15 protein-coding genes are annotated in these 18,744 nt (G+C 70.2%); 1 reads left to right on the top strand and 14 read right to left on the bottom strand.

All coding sequences use genetic code 11. The annotated features are described in order from the left end of the window. Positions 1–3 precede the first annotated feature (3 nt). The 8 genes from pdxA to VQ03_RS15120 all read right to left on the bottom strand — a co-directional run bounded on the left by pdxA (position 4) and on the right by VQ03_RS15120 (position 9,988). On the bottom strand, positions 4–1,002 hold the full coding sequence (pdxA, locus tag VQ03_RS15155; RefSeq protein ID WP_048451717.1) for a 4-hydroxythreonine-4-phosphate dehydrogenase PdxA: 999 nt from the start codon (positions 1,000–1,002) through the stop codon (positions 4–6). Continuing rightward, on the bottom strand, positions 999–2,255 hold the full coding sequence (locus VQ03_RS15150; protein WP_048451716.1) for a four-carbon acid sugar kinase family protein: 1,257 nt from the start codon (positions 2,253–2,255) through the stop codon (positions 999–1,001). Before VQ03_RS15150 ends, pdxA begins: the two co-directional genes overlap by 4 nt. 3 nt (positions 2,256–2,258) lie before the next feature. After that, entirely contained in the window at positions 2,259–3,290 is a 1,032-nt protein-coding gene (locus VQ03_RS15145) for a 2-keto-3-deoxygluconate permease (protein WP_245292095.1), read from the bottom strand. A 166-nt stretch (positions 3,291–3,456) separates the two neighbouring features. Continuing rightward, positions 3,457–5,781, bottom strand: coding sequence for a TonB-dependent receptor family protein (locus VQ03_RS15140; protein WP_048451714.1), 2,325 nt, complete (start codon positions 5,779–5,781; stop codon positions 3,457–3,459). A gap of 57 nt (positions 5,782–5,838) precedes the next feature. Continuing rightward, positions 5,839–7,221: a PepSY-associated TM helix domain-containing protein gene (locus VQ03_RS15135; RefSeq protein ID WP_048451713.1), complete on the bottom strand. Its 1,383-nt coding sequence runs from the start codon at positions 7,219–7,221 to the stop codon at positions 5,839–5,841. Between the two features lie 45 nt (positions 7,222–7,266). Continuing rightward, complete coding sequence (locus tag VQ03_RS15130; protein WP_157064120.1) at positions 7,267–7,623, bottom strand: hypothetical protein; 357 nt, start codon at positions 7,621–7,623, stop codon at positions 7,267–7,269. A 195-nt stretch (positions 7,624–7,818) separates the two neighbouring features. Then, positions 7,819–8,766 (bottom strand): 2-hydroxyacid dehydrogenase, encoded by a 948-nt coding sequence (locus VQ03_RS15125; RefSeq protein ID WP_048451711.1) that lies wholly within the window; start codon positions 8,764–8,766, stop codon positions 7,819–7,821. A gap of 13 nt (positions 8,767–8,779) precedes the next feature. After that, a complete protein-coding gene (locus VQ03_RS15120) occupies positions 8,780–9,988 on the bottom strand; it encodes a pyridoxal phosphate-dependent aminotransferase (protein ID WP_048451710.1) in 1,209 nt (402 codons plus the stop codon). Between the two features lie 202 nt (positions 9,989–10,190). Between VQ03_RS15120 and VQ03_RS15115 the strand changes: the two genes are divergently transcribed. Then, positions 10,191–10,994 (top strand): alpha/beta hydrolase, encoded by an 804-nt coding sequence (locus VQ03_RS15115; RefSeq protein ID WP_245292094.1) that lies wholly within the window; start codon positions 10,191–10,193, stop codon positions 10,992–10,994. Positions 10,995–11,017: 23 nt separating this feature from the next. On the opposite strand, the gene VQ03_RS15110 is transcribed toward VQ03_RS15115, so the two are convergent. The 6 genes from VQ03_RS15110 to greA form a co-directional block, all read right to left on the bottom strand. Further along, complete coding sequence (locus tag VQ03_RS15110; protein WP_048451709.1) at positions 11,018–12,331, bottom strand: dicarboxylate/amino acid:cation symporter; 1,314 nt, start codon at positions 12,329–12,331, stop codon at positions 11,018–11,020. A gap of 118 nt (positions 12,332–12,449) precedes the next feature. Next, entirely contained in the window at positions 12,450–13,865 is a 1,416-nt protein-coding gene (gene aspA / locus VQ03_RS15105) for an aspartate ammonia-lyase (protein ID WP_048451708.1), read from the bottom strand. Between the two features lie 189 nt (positions 13,866–14,054). Next, entirely contained in the window at positions 14,055–14,954 is a 900-nt protein-coding gene (locus VQ03_RS15100; protein ID WP_048451707.1) for a LysR family transcriptional regulator, read from the bottom strand. A 198-nt stretch (positions 14,955–15,152) separates the two neighbouring features. After that, on the bottom strand, positions 15,153–16,964 hold the full coding sequence (locus VQ03_RS15095; protein WP_048451706.1) for a methanol/ethanol family PQQ-dependent dehydrogenase: 1,812 nt from the start codon (positions 16,962–16,964) through the stop codon (positions 15,153–15,155). A 530-nt stretch (positions 16,965–17,494) separates the two neighbouring features. Beyond that, positions 17,495–18,019: a hypothetical protein gene (locus VQ03_RS15090; protein WP_048451740.1), complete on the bottom strand. Its 525-nt coding sequence runs from the start codon at positions 18,017–18,019 to the stop codon at positions 17,495–17,497. 134 nt (positions 18,020–18,153) lie between these two features. Then, positions 18,154–18,630, bottom strand: coding sequence for a transcription elongation factor GreA (gene greA / locus VQ03_RS15085; protein ID WP_048451705.1), 477 nt, complete (start codon positions 18,628–18,630; stop codon positions 18,154–18,156). Positions 18,631–18,744 lie beyond the last annotated feature (114 nt).

Below are 18,744 nucleotides of genomic sequence, written 5' to 3'. Positions count from 1 at the left end.
CCGTCAGACCGCCCGGCGCGGGGCGAGGTCCACCGCCTGGCGCAGGGCCTCGACGAGCGAGCCGGCATCGGCGATGCCCTTGCCGGCGATGTCGAAGGCGGTGCCGTGATCGACGGACGTGCGGATCACCGGCAGGCCGACGGTGATGTTCACGCCCGCCTCCAGCCCCAGCACCTTGATCGGGCCGTGGCCCTGGTCGTGGTACATCGCCACCACGATGTCGTAATCGCCCCGGCCCGCCAGGAAGAACAGCGTATCGGCAGGCAGCGGCCCCTCGACCCGCCAGCCCCTGGCGCGGCAGGCTTGAACCGCGGGCGTGATCTTCTCGGCCTCCTCGCCGCGGCCGAACAACCCGTTCTCGCCGGCATGGGGGTTGATGGCGCAGACGCCGATCCGCGGATCCGCGATGCCGGCCTTGACCAGGGTGTCGTGGGCCCGCCCGATCACCCGTTCGACCAGGCCCGGCTCGATCCGCGCGATGGCGTCGATCAGCCCGACATGGGTCGTGACGTGGATCACCCGGAGCTTGGGCGAGACCAGCATCATCGAGACTTCCGGCGTGCCGGTGAGTTCGGCGAGGAGCTCCGTATGGCCCGGATATTTGTGGCCGGCGGCGTGCAGCGCCTCCTTGCTCAGGGGCGCCGTGCAGATCGCGGCGGCCTCACCCGCCTGGACGACCTGGACCGCCCGCTCGATGTAGCGGAACGCGGCCTCGCCGGAGACCGGCGAGACCTGGCCGAACGGGTGGCCCGGCGGGATCAGCGCCAGGTCGATGCACGCGACGGTGCCGGGGGCGTCGGTCGCCTCCCCGGGGGAGGCGATCGCCTGGACGGTCAGGTCCGAGCCGACGATCCGTCCGGCCTCGCGCAGGCGCTCGGCATCGCCGACGACCAGGGGCCGGCAGAGAGCCGTGACCTCGGGGAGCGCCAGCGCCTTCATGATGATCTCGGGCCCGATGCCTGAGGCATCGCCCATGGTGATCGCGACGGTCGGTCGGCTCATGTCGGAGAACCCTGGTTTCGGATGGCCCGGAGGTGATGGACGGCGCGCCACAGCGTGTCCGCATTGCCGAAGGCGCCGGCCTTGGTAACGATCGGAACCTGGAGCGCGCCGCGCGTCAGGCCGAGGGAGACGCCGGGCTCGATCTCGTCGACCAGCCGCAAGCCGTCCACCCCGAGATGGGCGAGGAGCGCCGCCGCGGTCTCGCCGCCCGTCGCCACCAGCCCGCCGAGGCGGGGCGCGACCGGAGCCAGCAGCGCACCGAGGGCATCCGCGAGGCGGGAGCCCTGGGCGAGGTCCGGCGCCTCGCCCATCGCGACCTCGACCAAGACGTCGTCCCCGGCCGTCAGGCCCGCCGCCACGGCGTCACGGCAGCGCGTCCAGGCGGCCTCGTCGGCGGCGAGCAGCAGATCCGGTGCGACCGGGACGTGGCGCAGCCCCCTCTCCGCCGCGAGCCGGCGCGCGGCGGCACGCGAGGTCGCGGCGAGGCTTCCGACCACCACGAGGGTGCCGCCGGGGCCGGACGAGACCCTGTGCGCCGGGGCGGCCGGCGCCGTCTCCTGCGCCGCTAGCGCATGGGCGAGGCCGGCGCTGCCGACCCAGACCAGGCTCTCGGGCATCCCGAGCGCGAGGCCGGCCGCGGCGATCCGAGCGAGGTCGTCGTCCGCCTCCGCGTCGGGCAAGGCCACCGATCCCGCCCGCGCCGCGTCGGCCAAGGCCGCGCGCAGGGCGTCGCCGCCGGCCCGCACGGTCGAGAGCGCGACCGGCGCGCTGCGCAGCCCGGCCTCCTCCAGCATCGCGGGCAGCGAGCCGGTCGCGTAGGTGTGGTCCCGGCGCCAGAGCTCGGTCTCCTCCAGCGGCCGGCCCTCGACCATGATCCGCCCGTCCCGCGTGGTGCGGCCGGTGGCGGGGAAGGCCGGCGCCAGGATCCCGAACGCCGCGCCCGTGCGGCGGCGCAGGCCGTCGAGGGTGGCGGCGAGTTCCGCCGCCGGCTGCCCGCGCAGGGTCGAGTCGATCTTCTTGAACACCCAACGGTGCGGGTGGTGCAGCCGGTCGAGCAGGGCGGCGTGCCGCGCCGCCGCCGCGTCCGCGCCGAGCTGGCGGCTGTCGGCGTCGTGGGACACGACGTCCTCTCGCGCCCCGGAGCCGGCCCCGCCCCATTGCACGCAGGCCGAGCGGCCGCGGCGGGCGAAGGCGATGGCGCAATCGGCCGCACCGGTGAGGTCGTCGGCGAGGATGAGCCAGCGGCGCGCCACGGGTCAGGCCCGCTTCGCGAGAGGCGCGGCCGCCGGGACGGTCGCCGGCGGGGTGTCTGCCTCCAGGCGCTCGCCGAAATGCCGGGCGGTCCAGGCGGTGGCGAGCGGGGTGAGGATCGCGGTCACCACCACGGTCGCGGCGACCAGCACCGTCGCGGGGGCGGCGGCGTCGGCATAGGCCGGGTTGGCGGCGGCGATGATCGCCGGGACCGCGGCGGCGTTGCCGGCGGTCGAGGAGGCCGCGACGCCGGCCACACCCGTGCCGCCGGTGAGCCGGTCGGCGAGGAAGAGCGGGATGCCCGTCACGACGACCACCGCGACGCCGAGCCCCAGGCCGAGCAGCCCCGCCTGCCAGATCTTGGTCAGGTCGAGCCCGGTGCCGAGGGCGAAGGCGAAGAACGGGATCATCACCGGCACGGCGCGGCCGAGGAACTCGCGCATCTCCCGGTCGAGGTTGCCGAGGATCATGCCGACGAGGAGCGGCAGGATGCTGCCGACCATGGTCTGCCACGGGAAGGCCGACAGGCCGGCGACGCCGAGCGTCACCATGGTGAGGAAGGGCCCGGATTCGAGGCACATGATCGTGTAGGCACCGACATCCCGCGGCCGACCGTACTGGCCCATCAGCGCCATGTAGAGGCCGCCATTGGTGTCGTTCATGGCCGCCACGATCGCCAGCGTCGAGAGGCCGGCGAACAGCCCGCCGGTGATCGGCGCCTCGCCGATCAGGCGGCCGAACACCACGCCGAGGATCATCGCGATGCCGACCTTCACGACGAGCAGCGTGCCGCCCTTCTTGACGATGTAGGGCGTCGCGCGAAAATCGATGCTCGCGCCCATGCAGACGTAGAACACCGCCAGGATTGGCAGCGCCCCGGTGAACAGCGCCCCGGTGAACGAGCCGAACACCTTCGGGGTCGCCGGGAACAGGGTGGCGATCACCGCGCCGACGAGCAGCGGCACCACCATCATCCCGCCCGGCACGCGCTCGATCGCGCGCTTGATTCGGACCTCGCCCATACCGACCCTGCTCATGCGTTCCTCCGCTGCGCGGTTCGCGCAAATGATTGCGCGAATATTCGAGTGTTAGCGCTTGAAGAGCGCAAAAATGGGCAGGGGTCAATCGGCGAATTGCGCGATATGAGCGGTTTTCGGGGATGGGGCGCAGGTGGGCCGCTTCTCCTCCAAGTCCGGAGGGTGGTCAGAAAGCCAGCTTCATCCCGCCGACGAGGCTCCGCGGCGCGCCGGCGAAGATCGAGCCGGTGGTGGTCGCCAGCACGCTCGCGCCGTTCTGCAAGCCGGTCACGGCACTGATCGAGTTCGCCAGGGGCTGGGCCGAGGCGATGGTGGTCGTATCGAGGATGTTGCGCACCTCGAGATAGAGGCTGAGGCGCTTGGCATAGGCACCGACCAGGTCGGTGTCGTAGTGGATGTTGGCGTTGAGGAGCGTGTAGCCCGGCACCTTGAGCAGGTTGGCGTTGTCGAGGAAGAAGCCGTCCTGGTAGACCGCCTCGACGAAGGCGCCGAGGCCTTTCAGCGGTCCCGACGGCTGGTCGTAGCCGATGCGGGCGAGGAGCTGGTGGGCCGGCACGCCCGGGATCAGGCGGCCCGCCCGGTCGAACCGCGCGGTCAGGCTGCCGGCGCTCAGCTGCTCGACGTAGCGGGTGTAGAACTGGTCGTTGAGGCCGTAGGCCGCGTAAGCGCGCCAGCCCGGGGAAAAGGCCCATTCGGCGCCCGCCTCGATGCCGCGATGCTCCGAGGCCGGGGCGTTGAAGGTGTAGCCGAGCAGGCCCGCCCCCGGCGACTGGGTGACGAACTCGTTGCGGAAGAACTCGTAGAAGCCGGTGAGGCTCAGGCGCAGATCCGGCAGGGGCGACCAGTCGGCCCCCAGATCGAAGCCGAGATTGGTCTGGGTGCGCAGGTCGGTGTTGTTGCCCGGCACGCCGCCCGGCGTGACGAACAGCGCGCTCGCCGCCGGGGTGGCGTAGCCGGTGGCGACGCGGCCGCGGAAGGCCCAGGTCGTGTCGGGCCGGTAGACCAGCGCCAGTTCCGGCGCCACGTTCAGGAAGCTGCGATCGACGTTCGCCAGGGCCGGGGACACGCCGGCGGCCGAATAGGCATAGGTGAAGGTGCGCCCCTTCAGCCAGGTATTCTCCGCCGAGACGCCGAGGATTCCGGTCCATTGCTCGGAGAGCGCGACCTCCGTCCGGGCCCGGCCGCCGAGATTCGACTGCACCGCCTCCTGGTTGCTCACCAGCGCGCCGAGGCGCGGGCCGCCATAGGGCGCCCGGTTGTAGAGGGCGATGCGGTTGTCGATGGCGCTGTAGGAGAGCGCCGCGTAGCCGACCGCCGGCAGGCCGAACACCTCGCCGCGATGGGTGATGTCGGTCAGCACGGTGTAGGACGGATAGCTGCCGCGCGAGGAGGTCGTGTAGAAGGGCTGGTTGAAGTTGCGCTCGTCGAAGCCGACCTGCATGCGCCAGGTCGTGTCGGCGTCGATGTCGTGCTCCCAGCGGCCGGCGATGATCGTGCGCCGGTCGGTGCGGCCGAAGGCGCCCTCATCGGCCGTCACCGGCACGGTGGCGCCGAAGGCGCCGTTGCGGAAGAGATTGATGGTGGTGCAGCCCGGTGCCGCGGTGGCGGCCGCCGCGCAGCCGCGCTGATAGGGGTTGATCCGGTACTGCGCCAGCGACGAGCGGGCCGGAAGGTCGGCGTCGAGGGTGTTGTTGACGACCTTCAGGGTGAAGCGGTTGTCCGGACTGGGAGTGTAGCTCGCCAGCAGGTTGACGGTCTGGGTGTTGGCGCTGCCGTGGTCCTGGTAGCCGTTGAGGCGGTAATCGCTGGCGAACAGGCTGACCTCGTAGGGACCGCTCGCCCCTCCCACCGTGAAGAAGTGGTTCAGGCTGCCGAAGCTGCCGGCATCGACGCCGACCTCGTAGCCGTCGATCTCCCGGCCGGTGCGGGTGCGGAAGGCGATCGCGCCGCCGGTGGCGTAGTTGCCGAAGAGCGGCGATTGCGGCCCGCGGAAGACGTCGATGCGGGAATAGGCCCGCGGATCGGTGAGGTCGAAGCGCGAGGCGCCGTCGGGCTGGGTCATGGCGAAGCCGTCCTCCAGCACCACCATGTTCCTGATGACGCCGGTCGAGCGGGCGTTGTTGCCGCGGATCGACACCACCACGTCGCGGGGTCCGTTGCCCTGCCGCACGGTGACGCCGGGACTGTTGACGAGCACCTGCCCGATGCCGGTCGCCGGCCGGTTGGCGATCACGTCCCGCCGGCCGATCCCGGTGACGATCTCGCCGACCGGGTGCTCGATCACGCTCGGTGCCGAACCCGGCGGGGCGGCGACGCCGAAGGCGGGGCTTGGTCCGGAAGCGGGGCTTGCCGGCGCGCCGGATCCCGCCACGGTGATCTCGTCGAGGGCGATGGTGTCGGGCGCGCCCTGCGCCAGGGCGGCGCCGGGGGCGAGGGCGAGGAGGAGGGCGAGCGCGCGCGGGCGCAGGCCGGAACCGGGGAAGGGCGGCATCGGACGTCTCGTCGAAAGCGGTTGAGGCGGCGCGAAAGCGCCGACGAAGACTGCGCGTCAGGCCGTCGCCGGCCGCCGGAGGCCGCGCCGCAGGCCGATGAGCGCGGCGTCGAGGGCGATCATCGCCAGGATCGCCAGCCCGGTGAGGGGGAAGGCGATCCCGAACGCGGCGACGAGGCCGGTGACGGCCCCGACCGCCCGGCGGTCGTCGGGCCAGGCCGGCACGCCGAGGCGGCCCTTGGGGCGGCGCTTCCACCACATCACCGCCGCAGTCACCGCGAGCAGGATCGTGGCGAGGCAGAAGGCGAGCATCAGGAGCTGGTTGAGCCGCCCGGCGAACTCGCCCTTGTGCAGCCCGATCCCGTACTGGATCCCGCGCCCGACGAGGCCGATCTCGCCGAACGTCACGTTGACCAGCGGCCGGCCGGTATACTGGTCGAGGGAGATCATCCGCTGGCGGGTGACGTCGCGCGGATAGGCGGCCGCCGCGTAGACGCCCGTCGGCCCCTCCGGCAGCGCCAGCTCGTAGCCCGCCGGCATGCCGAGACCGGTCAGGATCTCGGTCGCGCGGTCGATGCCGATCGGCACGCCGTCCTGGCCGTTCGAGCGCGGCAGCGGCGCGGCCTCCAACGCCCAGCCGGCCGTGTCGAGCACCGCGCCCATCGGCACCGTCGAGACCGGCACCCCGGCCCAGAGGGCGTTCGGCTGGCCGAGCCCGGCCCGGTTCGACACCGCCCGGAACTGGTCGCCCCACAGGATCGACCAGGGCAGGCCGGTGGCGGCGAGGAAGAACAGGCCGGCCCCGGCGAGGAAGCCGGTGACCGCGTGCAGGTCGCGCCACCAGACCCGCCGCGCCGGGGTGCCGCGCACCGTGACGACTCCGCCGCCTTGGCCGCCGCCTTGGCGTCGCGGCCACCACAGGTAGATCCCGCTCAGGACCAGGATCAGCGTGAAGCCGGCCACGATTTCGATCAGGCCGTTCGCCACCGGCCCGAAATACGCCAGGCTGTGCAGCCGGCGCACCACCATCATCGCCTCGTCGTTGCGCCCGACCCGGTCGAGGACGGCGCCGTCATAGGGGTCGAGATAGACGAGGGTCTTGCCCGTCGGGCCCGTCATGGTGACGATCGCCGCGCGGTCGGGAGCCTCCGGGCTCGCATAGGTCGTCGGCTGGGCGTCCGGCACCGCGTCGGCGGCGATGAAGATCAGGCGCTCCGGCGAGAGCGGCGGGCTCGCGCGCACCGGCACGATCGTGCGGTGGGAAAACAGCGTGCGGTTGATCTCGTCCTTGAACAGGTAGACCGAGCCGGTGGCCGACAGCAGGATCAGGAACGGCAGGCAGAGCAGGCCGGCATAGAAGTGCCAGCGCCACACCGCGCGATGGAGGGCATCGCGCAAGCGCGCACGCCCCGGGACGGGGGCGGAGGAGGGGCTGAGCATGGGTCGAGGGTCCGGAGGCGGTTGATCGAAGGCGGTGAGGCTCGATCAGGCCTGCGGCGGTCCTCGTGGGCTGGCACTCGTGCCGGGCGGGTCCCGGGCCGGGCTCTCGTCGGCGGAAGGCGGGACGCGGTCGGCCGGAGCCGGGCCGTCCCAGGCCAGGTGGAAGGCGAGCAAAGCCGGTGCGGCGAGGGCGATGGGATGGGCCGCGATGCAGCAGGCCAGGGCGCAATGGGGGACGCCCTGCGGAGAGCCGTCCGCCCCGTCGACATGGCAGATCACCGGGCCCGCGGCCGCCTGCGCCGGAACGGGCGCGAGGGCACCGAGCAGCATTTGCAGGCACAGCGCGTAGAGTGCGACCACCGCGATGGTCGCGCGACCGATCGACCGTGTCGGCAGGCTCACGCGCATGAGCCTGGGTAGGCAGGTCGGCCCGGAGGCGTCAATGACGAAGGTTGGTCCGCGAGCGGATTTCCGGCGGGTGATGCCGGCTTCGCCGCGAGGGCTGCGGCGCCTCGTCAGGCCGGGCGAACGGAGCGTGACGGGGGCCGGACGTGCCCCGGTCCTCCGGCGCGTCGCCTGAGCGGGGAGGCGTCGTCGTCAGTACCCGCGCGTCATGTCCACGGCCTGCGGGATCCGCCCCGAGGCGCGATAGGCCCGTACGTTGCCGGCGACGATGGCGGCGCTGCTCCTCGGTGTGGTCGGCCCGGAGATGTGCGGCAGCACGGTCACGCCGGGATGGCGCCAGAGGGGGGAGTCCGGCGGCAGCGGCTCGACCTCGAACACGTCCAGCACCGCGTGCGAGAGCTGGCCCGCATCGAGGGCGGCGAGGAGCGCGTCGGTGGCGACGATCGGCCCGCGGCCGAAATTGATCAGCGCCGCCCCCGGCTTCATCGCGGCGAACCGCCCGGCCTCGAGGAGGCCCCGCGTTTCCCCGGTCAGGGGCAGAAGGCAGACGGCGATGTCGCTCGTCGCGAGCAGGTCTCCCAGGCCCTCGGCCCCGGAGAAGCCCGTCACCCCCGGCGGCACGTCCTTGGGCGAGCGGCTCCAGGCCGAGACCCGGAAGCCCGCCCCCACCAGGCGCTCCGCCGCCGCGCTCCCCAGCGCGCCGAGGCCGAGGAGCCCGACCGTCGTCTCGTTCGGCGGGCGATAGGCCAGCTGGCCCCAGGTCCCGGCCTCCTGCTGGCGCCGATAGGCCGGCATGTCGCGCTGGAGATAGTAGGTCCAGGCCAGCACCGCCTCGGCCATGGTGCGGGCGAGTTCGGGATCGATCAGGCGGACGATCGGCACGCCGCTTTGCCCGAGGTCGCGCACCAGCCGCTCGACCCCGGCCCAGAGGCTCTGGATCCAGGCGAGGTTCGGCAGCTGCGCCACCTCGGCGGGATCGGGATTGGCCACGATGGCGATCCGGATGGCGGCGCGCTCCGCCGCGCTTAAATGTCGAAACGGCCGGATGGTCTCCTCGGGCAGCGCCGCGGCGAGCGCGGCCAGGAAGTCGGCCTCCTCCTCGGCGTCGAGGTTGCCGACGAACGCGATCGTCTCCGACATCGGGCTCGTTCCTTCAGCGGCCGAGGACGGGGGTGAGGCGCGCCACCGCCTCCCGGGCGAGGCCCGGGCTGATGGCGAAGCACAGGCGGATGAAGCCCTCGCCCTCCGGCCCGAAGGCGGTGCCGGGCGCGACGCCGACCTTCGCCTCCTCGAGGAGCCGGAAGGCGATCGCGAGGCTGGTCTCGTCGGGGCGCGGGGTGCCGGGGCCGGCGACCCGGGCCATGAGGTAGAAGGCGCCCTCCGGCACCGACACCGTGACGCCGGGCAGGCGGGACAGTCCCGCGACCAGGATCTCCCGGCTCTCGGCGCAGCGGGCGACCATCTGGCGGATGAAGCCGTCGCCCTCCTCCAAAGCCGTCACGGCGGCGTGCTGGATGAAGGTCGGGATCGAGGTGGTGTTGTACTGGCCGAGCTTGGCGAAAGTCGGCGCCAGCCCTCTTGGGGCGATCAGCCAGCCGGCGCGCCAGCCGGTCATCGCCCAGTTCTTCGAGAAGGTGTTGGTGACGATCAGCCGGTCGTCCTCGGTGCAGATCTGCAGGAAGGACGGCGCGATGGCGTTGCCGTAGGTGAAGTGGGCGTAGACCTCGTCGGAGAGGATCCACAGGCCCCGCGCCCGGGCGAGATCGCGAAGGGCCGTCATCTCGTCGAGCGGCATGGTCCAGCCGGTCGGGTTCGAGGGCGAGTTCACCACGATCACGCGGGTGCGCGGGGTGATCGCCGCCGCGATGTCGGAGAGCGGCAGGGCGAAGCGCCCGTCTCCTTGCACCCGGTAGGGCACCGTCACCGGCACCCCGCCGGTGATGCGCACCGCCTCCGCCAGGTTCGGCCAGGCCGGGGAGGGGATGACGATCTCGTCGCCGGGTTCCAGCAGCGCCTGGGCCGCCTGCATGATGGCGTTCATGCCGCCCGCGGTGACGGCGAAGCGCTCCGGCGGGATCGTCACGCCCCAGTGCCGGGCGTGGTAGGCGCTCAAGGCCTCGCGCAGGCGCGGGATGCCGAGAGAGGTGGCGTAGCGGGTATGGCCCGCCAGCATCGCCCGGTGCGCCGCCTCGACGATGAAGGGCGGCGTCGGCAGGTCGCCCTCGCCGATCCACAGCTTGACCACTTGCGGGTCGTCCCGGCCGCGATCGGCGACGAGGCCGATCTGGCTCGTGCCGATGCCCTGCATCCGCGGCGAGAGTCCGGCGGCGAGGTCCGGATGGGTGGTCTCCGCGTGGGTCATCGGTGGCTCGTGCCCTCGTGTGGTGCCCGGCAGGGGCAAGCGTGTCGGCGACCCTCATAGCATCAGCGGCGCGGGGCGCGAGCCGCATCCCGCGCATACGTGGCGGTGGACTCTGCGTGGCGGTGGACCCTGCGTGGCGGTGGACCTTGGCCGGCTCGCCGCTACAACGGTTTCAAGAACGAACAACCGGAGGAAGCAGAGCGTGACGGTCAACCGCAGAACAGCCCTGGCGGGCGTCTCCGCCCTCGCCGCGACCCTCGCGCCAGGGGGGGCCGCGCAGGCGCAAGGCGCGGCTCCGAAGACCTACGTGCTGGTCCACGGCGCCTATGGCGGCGGCTGGATCTGGCGCGACGTCGCCACGTCCTTGCGCGGGCAGGGGCACCGGGTCTTCACGCCGACCCAGACCGGGCTCGGCGAGCGCAGCAACCTGCTGTCGCGCCAGATCACCGTCGACACCCATATCGATGACGTGGCGAACCTGATCGCATTCGAGGATCTGCGCGACGTGATCCTGGTCGGGCATTCCTATGGCGGCATGGCGGTGACCGGGGTCGCCGACCGCCTGACCGACCGCATCCGCCACATCGTCTATCTCGACGCGCTGATCCCCGAGGACGGCGACACCGCCTTCACGATCCTGCCCGCCGGCATGGCGGAGGCCCGGCGCAAGACGGCCCTGGAGCAGGGCGCGGGCGTGGCCCTGCCGGTGCCCGGCCCGGAGGCCTTCCCGATCCCGGCGGGACCGGCCAAGGACTGGTTCATGCAGCGCCTGCGGCCGCACCCGGTCGGCACCTACGAGAGCCCGGTGCGGCTCTCCAAACCTGCCGGCGCCGGCCTGCCGGTGACCTATGTCGCCTACACCAATCCGGCTCTGGCCTCGATCGAGCCGAGCCGGCGGCGCGCGAAGGCGAAGACCGGCTGGCAGTACCGGGAACTGGCGGTGCCGCACGACGTCGAGGTGCCGAATCCCGAGAAGGTGGTCGAGGTGCTGGCGGGCATCGGTTAGATCCCGCGCCCGCCCCCCTGCCGTTACGCCGCCTTGCCGGTCGGCAGGCTCACCGCGGCGGGCGCCGCGACGGTCTCGTCCTCACCCTCCTGCATCTCGCCCTGCCAGCGGGCGACCGCGGCGGTGGCAAGCCCGTTGCCGAGCACGTTGGTGACGGTGCGGCCCATGTCGAGGATCTGGTCGACGCCCATGATCAGCAGGATGCCGGCGGCGGGCAGGCCGAACATCGGTACGGTCGCGGCCACCACGACCAGGGAGGCGCGGGGCACGCCGGCGATGCCCTTGCTGGTCACCATCATGACCAGCAGCATGGTCAGCTGCTCGGTGATGCCGAGATGGATGCCGAAGGCCTGGGCGATGAACAGCGAGGCGAGCGCCTGGTACATCATCGAGCCGTCGAGGTTGAACGAGTAGCCGAGCGGCAGCACGAAGCCGGTGACCCGGGGGCGCACGCCGAACCGCTCCAGCACCTCGACGGTGCGCGGGAAGGCGGCCTCGCTGCTGGCGGTCGAGAAGGCGACGATCATCGGGGTGCGCAGGAGGCGCAGGAGCCGCACGACGCTGTTGCCGAGCACCAGCCAGCCGGCGCCGATCAGGAGCGCCCACAGGACGGCGAGGCCGAGATAGAACACGGCGATGAACTTGCCGTAATCGACCAGCACGCCGAGGCCCTGGATGGTGACGACGGAGGCCATGGCGGCGAAGACCGCCAGTGGGGCCACCTTCATCACCGCGTCGGTGACCTTGAACATCACCGCGGCCAGTCCGTTCAGCATGTGCACCATCGGGTCGGCGTAACGGCGGTCGATCGCGCTGAGGCCGAAGCCGAAGAACACCGAGAAGACCAGGATCTGCAGCACCTCGTTGGTCGCCATCGCCGACACGATGCTGGTCGGGAAGACGTGGGTGATGAACTCGCGCAGGTTGATCGAGGCCGCCTTGAGCCCCGTCTGCGCCGCGGCGTCCGGCAGCGGCAGGCCGAGGCTGGCGCCGGGCTGGAAGAGGTTGGCGACGAGGAAGCCGAGCGACAGCGAGACGATCGAGGCGGTCAGGAACCACCCCATGGCGAAACCCGCGACGCGGCCGACCGCCTTGGTGTCGCCGAAGCTCGCGATGCCCGACACGATGGTGGCGAAGACGAGCGGCGCGATGATCATCTTGATCAGCCGCAGGAAGATGTCGGTGCCGATGGTGAAGTAGCCGGCGATCTCCTTCGCCTCGGCGGGGCTCGCGGCCATGCCGTGCAGCACCGCGCCGACCGCGACGCCAAGGGCGAGGCCGATTCCAGTGTAGAGCGTCAGCCGGCCCGAGCGTCCGGTCGATTCAACCTGTGCCATTTCTCGTGTTCCTCCCAAGGGTGAACGGATGTGCGGCAAGGTCCCCGGGCGCGATCTCGCGCGCCCGAGGTTTCCCGCGGATGTCTGGCGTTTCCGTCCGTGATGGTGTGGCGAGGCGTCAGATCGCCGTGAGGGCCTGCGGGCGCGTCAGCCGGTCGGGTTGCAGCACCCTGTCGAGCTGGTCGCGGGCCATCAATTGCTTCTCGAGCACGAGGTCGTAGACGCCCCGGCCCGTGGCGTGCGCCTCCATAGCGACCGCCGTGGCGTTGCGATAGCCTATGTAAGGGTTGAGCGCCGTGACGATCCCGATGGAGGTCTCGACGCTGGCGCGCAGCCGCTCGCGATTCGCCGTGATGCCGCGCACGCAATGGACATCGAGGGTGCGGCAGGCCGCCTCCAGATGGGCGAGGCTGCGAAACAGGCTGTAGGCGATCACCGGCTCGAAGGCGTTGAGCTGGAGCTGTCCGGCCTCCGCCGCGAAGGAGATCGTCACGTCGTTGCCGATCACCTCGAACGCCACCTGATTCACGACTTCCGGGATCACCGGGTTGACCTTGCCGGGCATGATCGAGGAGCCGGCCTGGCGCGCCGGCAGGTTGATCTCGTTGAAGCCGGCCCGCGGGCCGCTGGAGAGCAGGCGCAGGTCGTTGCAGGTCTTCGACAGCTTGACGGCGACGCGCTTGAGGACCCCCGAGACCTGCACGAAGGCGCCGCAATCCTGGGTGGCTTCCACCAGGTCTTCCGCCGTCACCAGCGGGATCTCCGTGATGGTGGAGAGCCGTTCGCGCACGAGGCCGGCATAGAGCGGGTGGGCGGTGATGCCGGTGCCGATCGCGGTGGCGCCGAGATTGATCTCGCGGATCAGCAGTTCGGCCTCGCCCAGGCGCGCCTCGTCCTCGGCCAGCATCCGCGCGTAGGTGCCGAATTCCTGGCCGAGCGTCATCGGCACCGCATCCTGCAATTGGGTGCGGCCCATCTTGAGGACGTCGCGGAATTCCTGCGATTTCGCCTCGAAGCTCTTGCGCAGATCCACCATGGCAGCGACGAGGCGGCGGATCGCCCCGATCCCGGCGATCTTGAGCGCCGTCGGATACACGTCGTTGGTGCTCTGACCCATATTGACGTGCTCGTTGGGGTGAAGCCGGCCGTAATCGCCCCGCGTAGCCCCCAACATTTCGAGCGCCCGGTTGGCGATCACCTCGTTGGCGTTCATGTTGGTCGAGGTGCCGGCCCCGCCCTGGATCTGGTCGACGACGAACTGGTCGTGCAGGGCGCCGTTGCGGATCTCGATGCAGGCCGCCACGATGGCGTCGCAACGCTCCGCATCGAGCAGGCCGAGTTCGCGGTTGGCGAGGGCCGCCGCCTGCTTGATCGCCGCGAGGGCCCGGATCAGGTCGGGGCAGGTCGCGAGCGTGGTGCCGGTGATGGCAAAGTTCTCGACGGCGCGCAGGGTGTGGATGCCGTAATAGGCGCTCGCGGGAACCTCGCGGTCGCCGAGAAGATCGTGCTCGATGCGGGTCGAAACGTCGGACATGACAACTCTCCTGACATGCAGCCGCGATCCCGCCCGCCGGGGGGCGGGCAGGGGCTTCAAGGCCACGTCGAAGGGACGAGGGGCCGGGACTGGCGCCGGCCGGTTCGTCGAGAACCCGCGGCGCCGTCACCGGATGGCGGCGGAATAATCCCGGCCGCGACACTGCGCCAATGCTATGTTTGCCAAGAACTATTCCGGATCCGAATAGTTTGGCGGGTCCTCCGCGGCGACGGCCCAGACCTCGTCCAGAAACGACCGGTGGCGCTCGGCGCTGCGGTAGAGCCGGATGTCCATCGGCATCTCGCGGCCGAGCACCGTCAGCGCCCCGGCGCGGATCTCGGCCTCGACCAGGCTGCGCGGCAGCCAGGCGATGCCGTGGCCGCCGAGCGCCATCGAGCGCAGGGCCTCGGCCATCGAGTTCTCGTTGGTATGGACCGGATAGGTCGCGGGCGCGTCCTCACCGCCCTGCGCGATCCCGGCGAGGCGGCCGAGGAACGAGCCGCGGGAATATTGCAGCAGCGGCAGGCGGCCCCTGGCGTCCGGCACCAGCCCGCGGGGGGAGGCCACCGCCGCCAGGCTGTCGCGGCCGACGATCCGGCAGGGATAGCGCTCGGGATCGAGCGGGATCGGGATGCCCGGATGGTGGTAGGTCAGGAGCAGGTCGTAGCCGCCCTCGACCAGCGCCTGGACGCAGATGTTGAAGTTGTCCGGCAGCACCCGGCTCGCCACGGGACCGAGGGCGTCGCGGATGCGGCCGAGCCAGCGCGGCAGGAACGACAGGCAGAGCGAGTGGAGCGCCGTGATCGTCACCACCGGAAGCCCGGCCCCGTCGCTGCGGGCGCGGAAGTCGGCCCGGCTCAAGGTCAGGAGCCGCACCACCTCCTCGGCGGTCTCGAGGAACTGGCGCCCGTCGGCGGTGAGCGTGATCGGGTAGGTGCTGCGGTCGAGGAGCGCGGTCCCGAGCCAGACTTCGAGCGAGCGGATGCGCCGGCTGAAGGCCGACTGGGTGACGGCGCGGCTTTCCGCCGAGCGCGAGAAGCTGCGGGTCTCGGCGAGGCTCAGGAAGTCCTCGATCCACTTGAGTTCCATCGCGCGCGTCCGGCTGGCGGGGCTGGCGTCATCCCCGCCGCATGCCGATTCCTCACATGACGAGCCGCGACAGGACAAGCCACTCCATCAGCCAGTGTTGCGCCTCGCTTGGTCGCGCCAGGGCCGGATCGAGGGATGTCGTGAGAACGCCCGGCCCGCGCCCGGTACGCCGGCACGGGCGGGCGTTGCGCGACGGTGTTATTGCGGCAGCGAGAAGACCGTGAGCTGACCACCGAGATTGGTGTACTGGGACAGGGCCGTATAGCCGCCCACCGCACCGAGCCCGGCATTCGGGTCGGTCAGTCCGGCCGCGAGGCCGATGCCGGCCCAGCCACCGACTCCCGACAGGACTCCGATATACTGCTTTCCCTTGTGCTGGTAGGTCATCACGTTGCCGACGATACCGGACGGCGTCTTGAACTTGTAGAGTTCCTTGCCAGTCTTGGCATCGACGGCCTTCAGGTAGCCTTCCAGTGTGCCGTAGAACACGACGTCACCGGCGGTCGCGAGCGCTCCGGACCAGACCGAGAACGGCTCCGGGTTCGACCAGACGATCTTTCCCTCGATGTTGTCCCAGGCCGTGAACTGACCCATGCCGCCATGGCTGTCGGGGGCGGGATACATGGCCAGGGTCGCGCCCACGAAGGGCTGGCCTGCCGTGTAGCTGACCCGGAACGGTTCGAAATCCATGCAAACGTGGTTGCCTGGCACGTAGAACAGGCCGGTCTTGGGCGAGAAGGCCGCCGGCTGCTGGTCCTTGCTGCCGAGGGAGGCGGGGCAGATCGCCTTGGTGTTGGTGTCCTCGCCGTTCTGTTCCGGCGAGTAGCGGTCGACGACGACCGGACGGCCATACGTTTTGGACGTCTTATCCATGTCGACCTTGGACGCCCAGTTCACGGCCGGATCGTACTTCTCGGCGACCAGAAGCTCGCCGGTGGCGCGATCCATGGTGTAGGCGAAGCCGTTGCGATCGAAATGCGTGAGGAGGGGCCGTTCCCGGCCGCCGAACGTCTGATCCGTCAGGATCATCTCGTTGACGCCGTCATAGTCCCATTCGTCGTGCGGGGTCATCTGGTAGACCCACTTGGCCATGCCGGTATCGGGGTTGCGCGCCCAGATGGTCATCGACCACTTGTTGTCGCCCGGACGCTGGACCGGGTTCCAGGTCGAGGGATTGCCGGAGCCGTAATACATCAGGTCGAGCTTGGGATCGTAGGAGTACCAGCCCCAGGTGCAGCCCCCGCCGGTCTTCCACTGGTCGCCTTCCCAGCTGTTGATCGAGGAATCCTTGCCGATCGGCTTGCCGAGCGCCGTGGTCTTCGCCGGATCGACGAGCAGGTCGCTGTCGGGGCCGGTGGAATAGCCCCGCCAGACCATCTTGCCGGTCTTCGCATCGTAGGCGGTCAGGTGGCAGCGGACGCCGTATTCCCCGCCGCCGATGCCGACGATGACCTTGTCCTTCACGGGCATGACGGTGGCGGTGTTGGTCTCGCCGCGCTTGGGATCGCCGTTGACGACGGACCAGTTCACCTTGCCGGTCTTGGCGTCGAGAGAAACGAGGGTGGTGTCGGCTTGATGAAGGATGACGTTGCCGTCGGCATAGGCGAGACCGCGGTTGACCGTGTCACAGCACATGACCGGGATGACGTTCGAATCCTGCTTCGGCTCGTACTTCCAAACGATCATACCCTCTTTGTCGAGGTCGAGGGCATAGACGATGTTCGGAAACGGGGTGTGGACGTACATCATGTTGCCGACGACGAGGGGCGCGCCCTCGTGGCCGCGCAGGACGCCGGTCGAGAATGTCCAGGCAACTTGGAGTTTCTTGACGTTGCCGGCGTTGATCTGGTCCAGCTTTGAATATCTGGTGTTGCTGTAGTCGACGGTCTGAAGCACATGCTCGGCCGGATTGGCTTGGCGTTGCAGTACATCATCGTTGGCCTGGGCTGCCGTGAGGCCGGACAGGCTGATGGCCGCGAGGGCGGAACCAAGGAAAGGAACGGATTTCATTAGCGCATTCTCACGAATCGGGAGGTGCCCGCCGCATCGGCCGATCAAAGATACCCTCTTGTTCCAATTATTCGTGAAAAAAATTTCGAATGATGGTGATTCAACTCAGAATAGAGTGAGCAATCGGCGATTTATTGCTCAGTCGCCTGAAGTTCATGAATTATGATTCTTGAATTCCTCTACGGCAAAATGCTCTCTCGTCGGACCGGCATCCCCCTGTGCCGGAGTGTGAGAGTGCGTTGGACAAGCTCGCCAGTGCAGGATGCGGGGCGCGAAAGCCCGGCGGCGCGGCGTGCGCCAACACGCTGGCCTTGTTCACGGCTTGGTCTCTCTCTCGGTCTCGCGCGGTGGAGCTAATGGCTCCACACGCCTGAGCGAAGCCGAAATCCGCATTGCGAAGCAATGAATCGGTTTTCGTATGACGCCAAAGGTCGCCAAAAATGACCTTTGGTTCCGTTTCAGCGGGAGGCTCGACACGGGGGCCCGCCTCACCATGGGCCGGCCCTTGCTCGCGCAGCCCCGGCGCCGCCTCAATCGAGCCCCAGACCCCGCCGCAGCCACTGCGCATAGTGCCCGGCGATATACGTCACCCGCCGCCGCTCCGAGGCCGGGTCGTACCACGCCCCGCCCGAACTGGCATTGGTGGCCGAGAGCTGGGGGTGGCGCAGCAGCACGGTGCCGCGGCGGTCGACCACCAGGGCTTCGCCTTCGAGATAGTCGGTGTTGGTGGCGTTGCCGCCGCCGCGGCCGTCGCGGGTCTCGCTGCCGGCATAGGGATTGAGCGAGAGTCCGGTCACCCGCACCACCAGGACCGGGCCGGGACCGCCGACGCGGTCGGCGAAGGTCCGGGTCAGCGCCGCCTGCAACTCGGCCCGCACCCGCTCGGCATAGACATTGAGGCCGGTGGCGAGGAGGGGTCGGACATCGACCTGGATGCCGGAGAAGCGTGTTCCCGGTGGCAGCGTCCCGTCCTGTGCGCTCGCAGGCAGGGCGGCCGCCAGAAGGGCGGCCGCGATCAGGGTCTTGCTGATCAAGGACTTGCACCAGCGCAGCATCCGGATCGTCTCCACGGCGCCCGACGGGGCCACCTCGTGAGGGCCGAGATAGACCCAGGACGCCGTTCCGGCAACGCTTCGCTCGGGCGAGGAACGGCCTACGGCGTGTCGGCCGCCGAACGGATCTCGGTTGCTCAGGCGCCGAACTGGATGCCGGTGATCTCGTAGGACTTGCCGCCGCCCGGGGTGACGACCTCGACGGTGTCGCCGACGGCCTTGCCGATCAGCGCGCGGGCGATCGGCGAGGTGATCGAGACCCGGCCGGCATGCACGTCGGCCTCGGGCTCGCCGACGATCTGGTAGGTCTTCTCCTCCTCGGTATCCTCGTCGATCAGCTTGACGGTGGCACCGAACTTGACCTTGGTCCCCGAGAGCTTCGACACGTCGATGACCTCGGCGCGGGAGATCAGGCTCTCCAGTTCGAGCACCCGGCCCTCGTTGTGGGACTGCGCTTCCTTGGCGGCGTGGTACTCGGCGTTCTCCGACAGGTCGCCGAGCGCGCGGGCCTCCGCGATCGCCTGGATGATCCGGGGACGCTCCTCCTGCTGGCGGCGCTTCAGCTCCGCCTCCAGAGCCGCGAATCCCCGTACCGTGATCGGAACCTTGTCCATCGTCGTCGTCTCGCGTCACAAATAATCGGCCCGGCGGGAGGGTAAGCCTCCCGACCGGGCCTGTTTCCGATTGTCTCGCGCGGGCGCGAGGGATGAGATAGGTCTCGTCCGCGG

Source organism: Methylobacterium tarhaniae (assembly GCF_001043955.1).
Classification (GTDB): domain Bacteria; phylum Pseudomonadota; class Alphaproteobacteria; order Rhizobiales; family Beijerinckiaceae; genus Methylobacterium; species Methylobacterium tarhaniae.
The sequence above is the reverse complement of the archived record's forward strand: the minus strand, read 5'-3'. Positions and strand labels throughout refer to the sequence as shown.

Excerpts from the sequence above, each read along its gene's own strand:
- VQ03_RS15100 (WP_048451707.1), bottom strand. The coding sequence starts at position 14,954 with ATGGAACTCAAGTGGATCGAGGACTTCCTGAGCCTCGCCGAGACCCGC.
- VQ03_RS15125 (WP_048451711.1), bottom strand. The coding sequence starts at position 8,766 with ATGTCGGAGACGATCGCGTTCGTCGGCAACCTCGACGCCGAGGAGGAG.
- VQ03_RS15135 (WP_048451713.1), bottom strand. The coding sequence starts at position 7,221 with ATGCTCAGCCCCTCCTCCGCCCCCGTCCCGGGGCGTGCGCGCTTGCGC.
- VQ03_RS15110 (WP_048451709.1), bottom strand. The coding sequence starts at position 12,331 with ATGGCACAGGTTGAATCGACCGGACGCTCGGGCCGGCTGACGCTCTAC.
- VQ03_RS15090 (WP_048451740.1), bottom strand. The coding sequence starts at position 18,019 with ATGCTGCGCTGGTGCAAGTCCTTGATCAGCAAGACCCTGATCGCGGCC.
- VQ03_RS15140 (WP_048451714.1), bottom strand. The coding sequence starts at position 5,781 with ATGCCGCCCTTCCCCGGTTCCGGCCTGCGCCCGCGCGCGCTCGCCCTC.
- pdxA (WP_048451717.1), bottom strand. The coding sequence starts at position 1,002 with ATGAGCCGACCGACCGTCGCGATCACCATGGGCGATGCCTCAGGCATC.
- greA (WP_048451705.1), bottom strand. The coding sequence starts at position 18,630 with ATGGACAAGGTTCCGATCACGGTACGGGGATTCGCGGCTCTGGAGGCG.
- VQ03_RS15120 (WP_048451710.1), bottom strand. The coding sequence starts at position 9,988 with ATGACCCACGCGGAGACCACCCATCCGGACCTCGCCGCCGGACTCTCG.
- VQ03_RS15095 (WP_048451706.1), bottom strand. The coding sequence starts at position 16,964 with ATGAAATCCGTTCCTTTCCTTGGTTCCGCCCTCGCGGCCATCAGCCTG.
- VQ03_RS15145 (WP_245292095.1), bottom strand. The coding sequence starts at position 3,290 with ATGAGCAGGGTCGGTATGGGCGAGGTCCGAATCAAGCGCGCGATCGAG.
- aspA (WP_048451708.1), bottom strand. The coding sequence starts at position 13,865 with ATGTCCGACGTTTCGACCCGCATCGAGCACGATCTTCTCGGCGACCGC.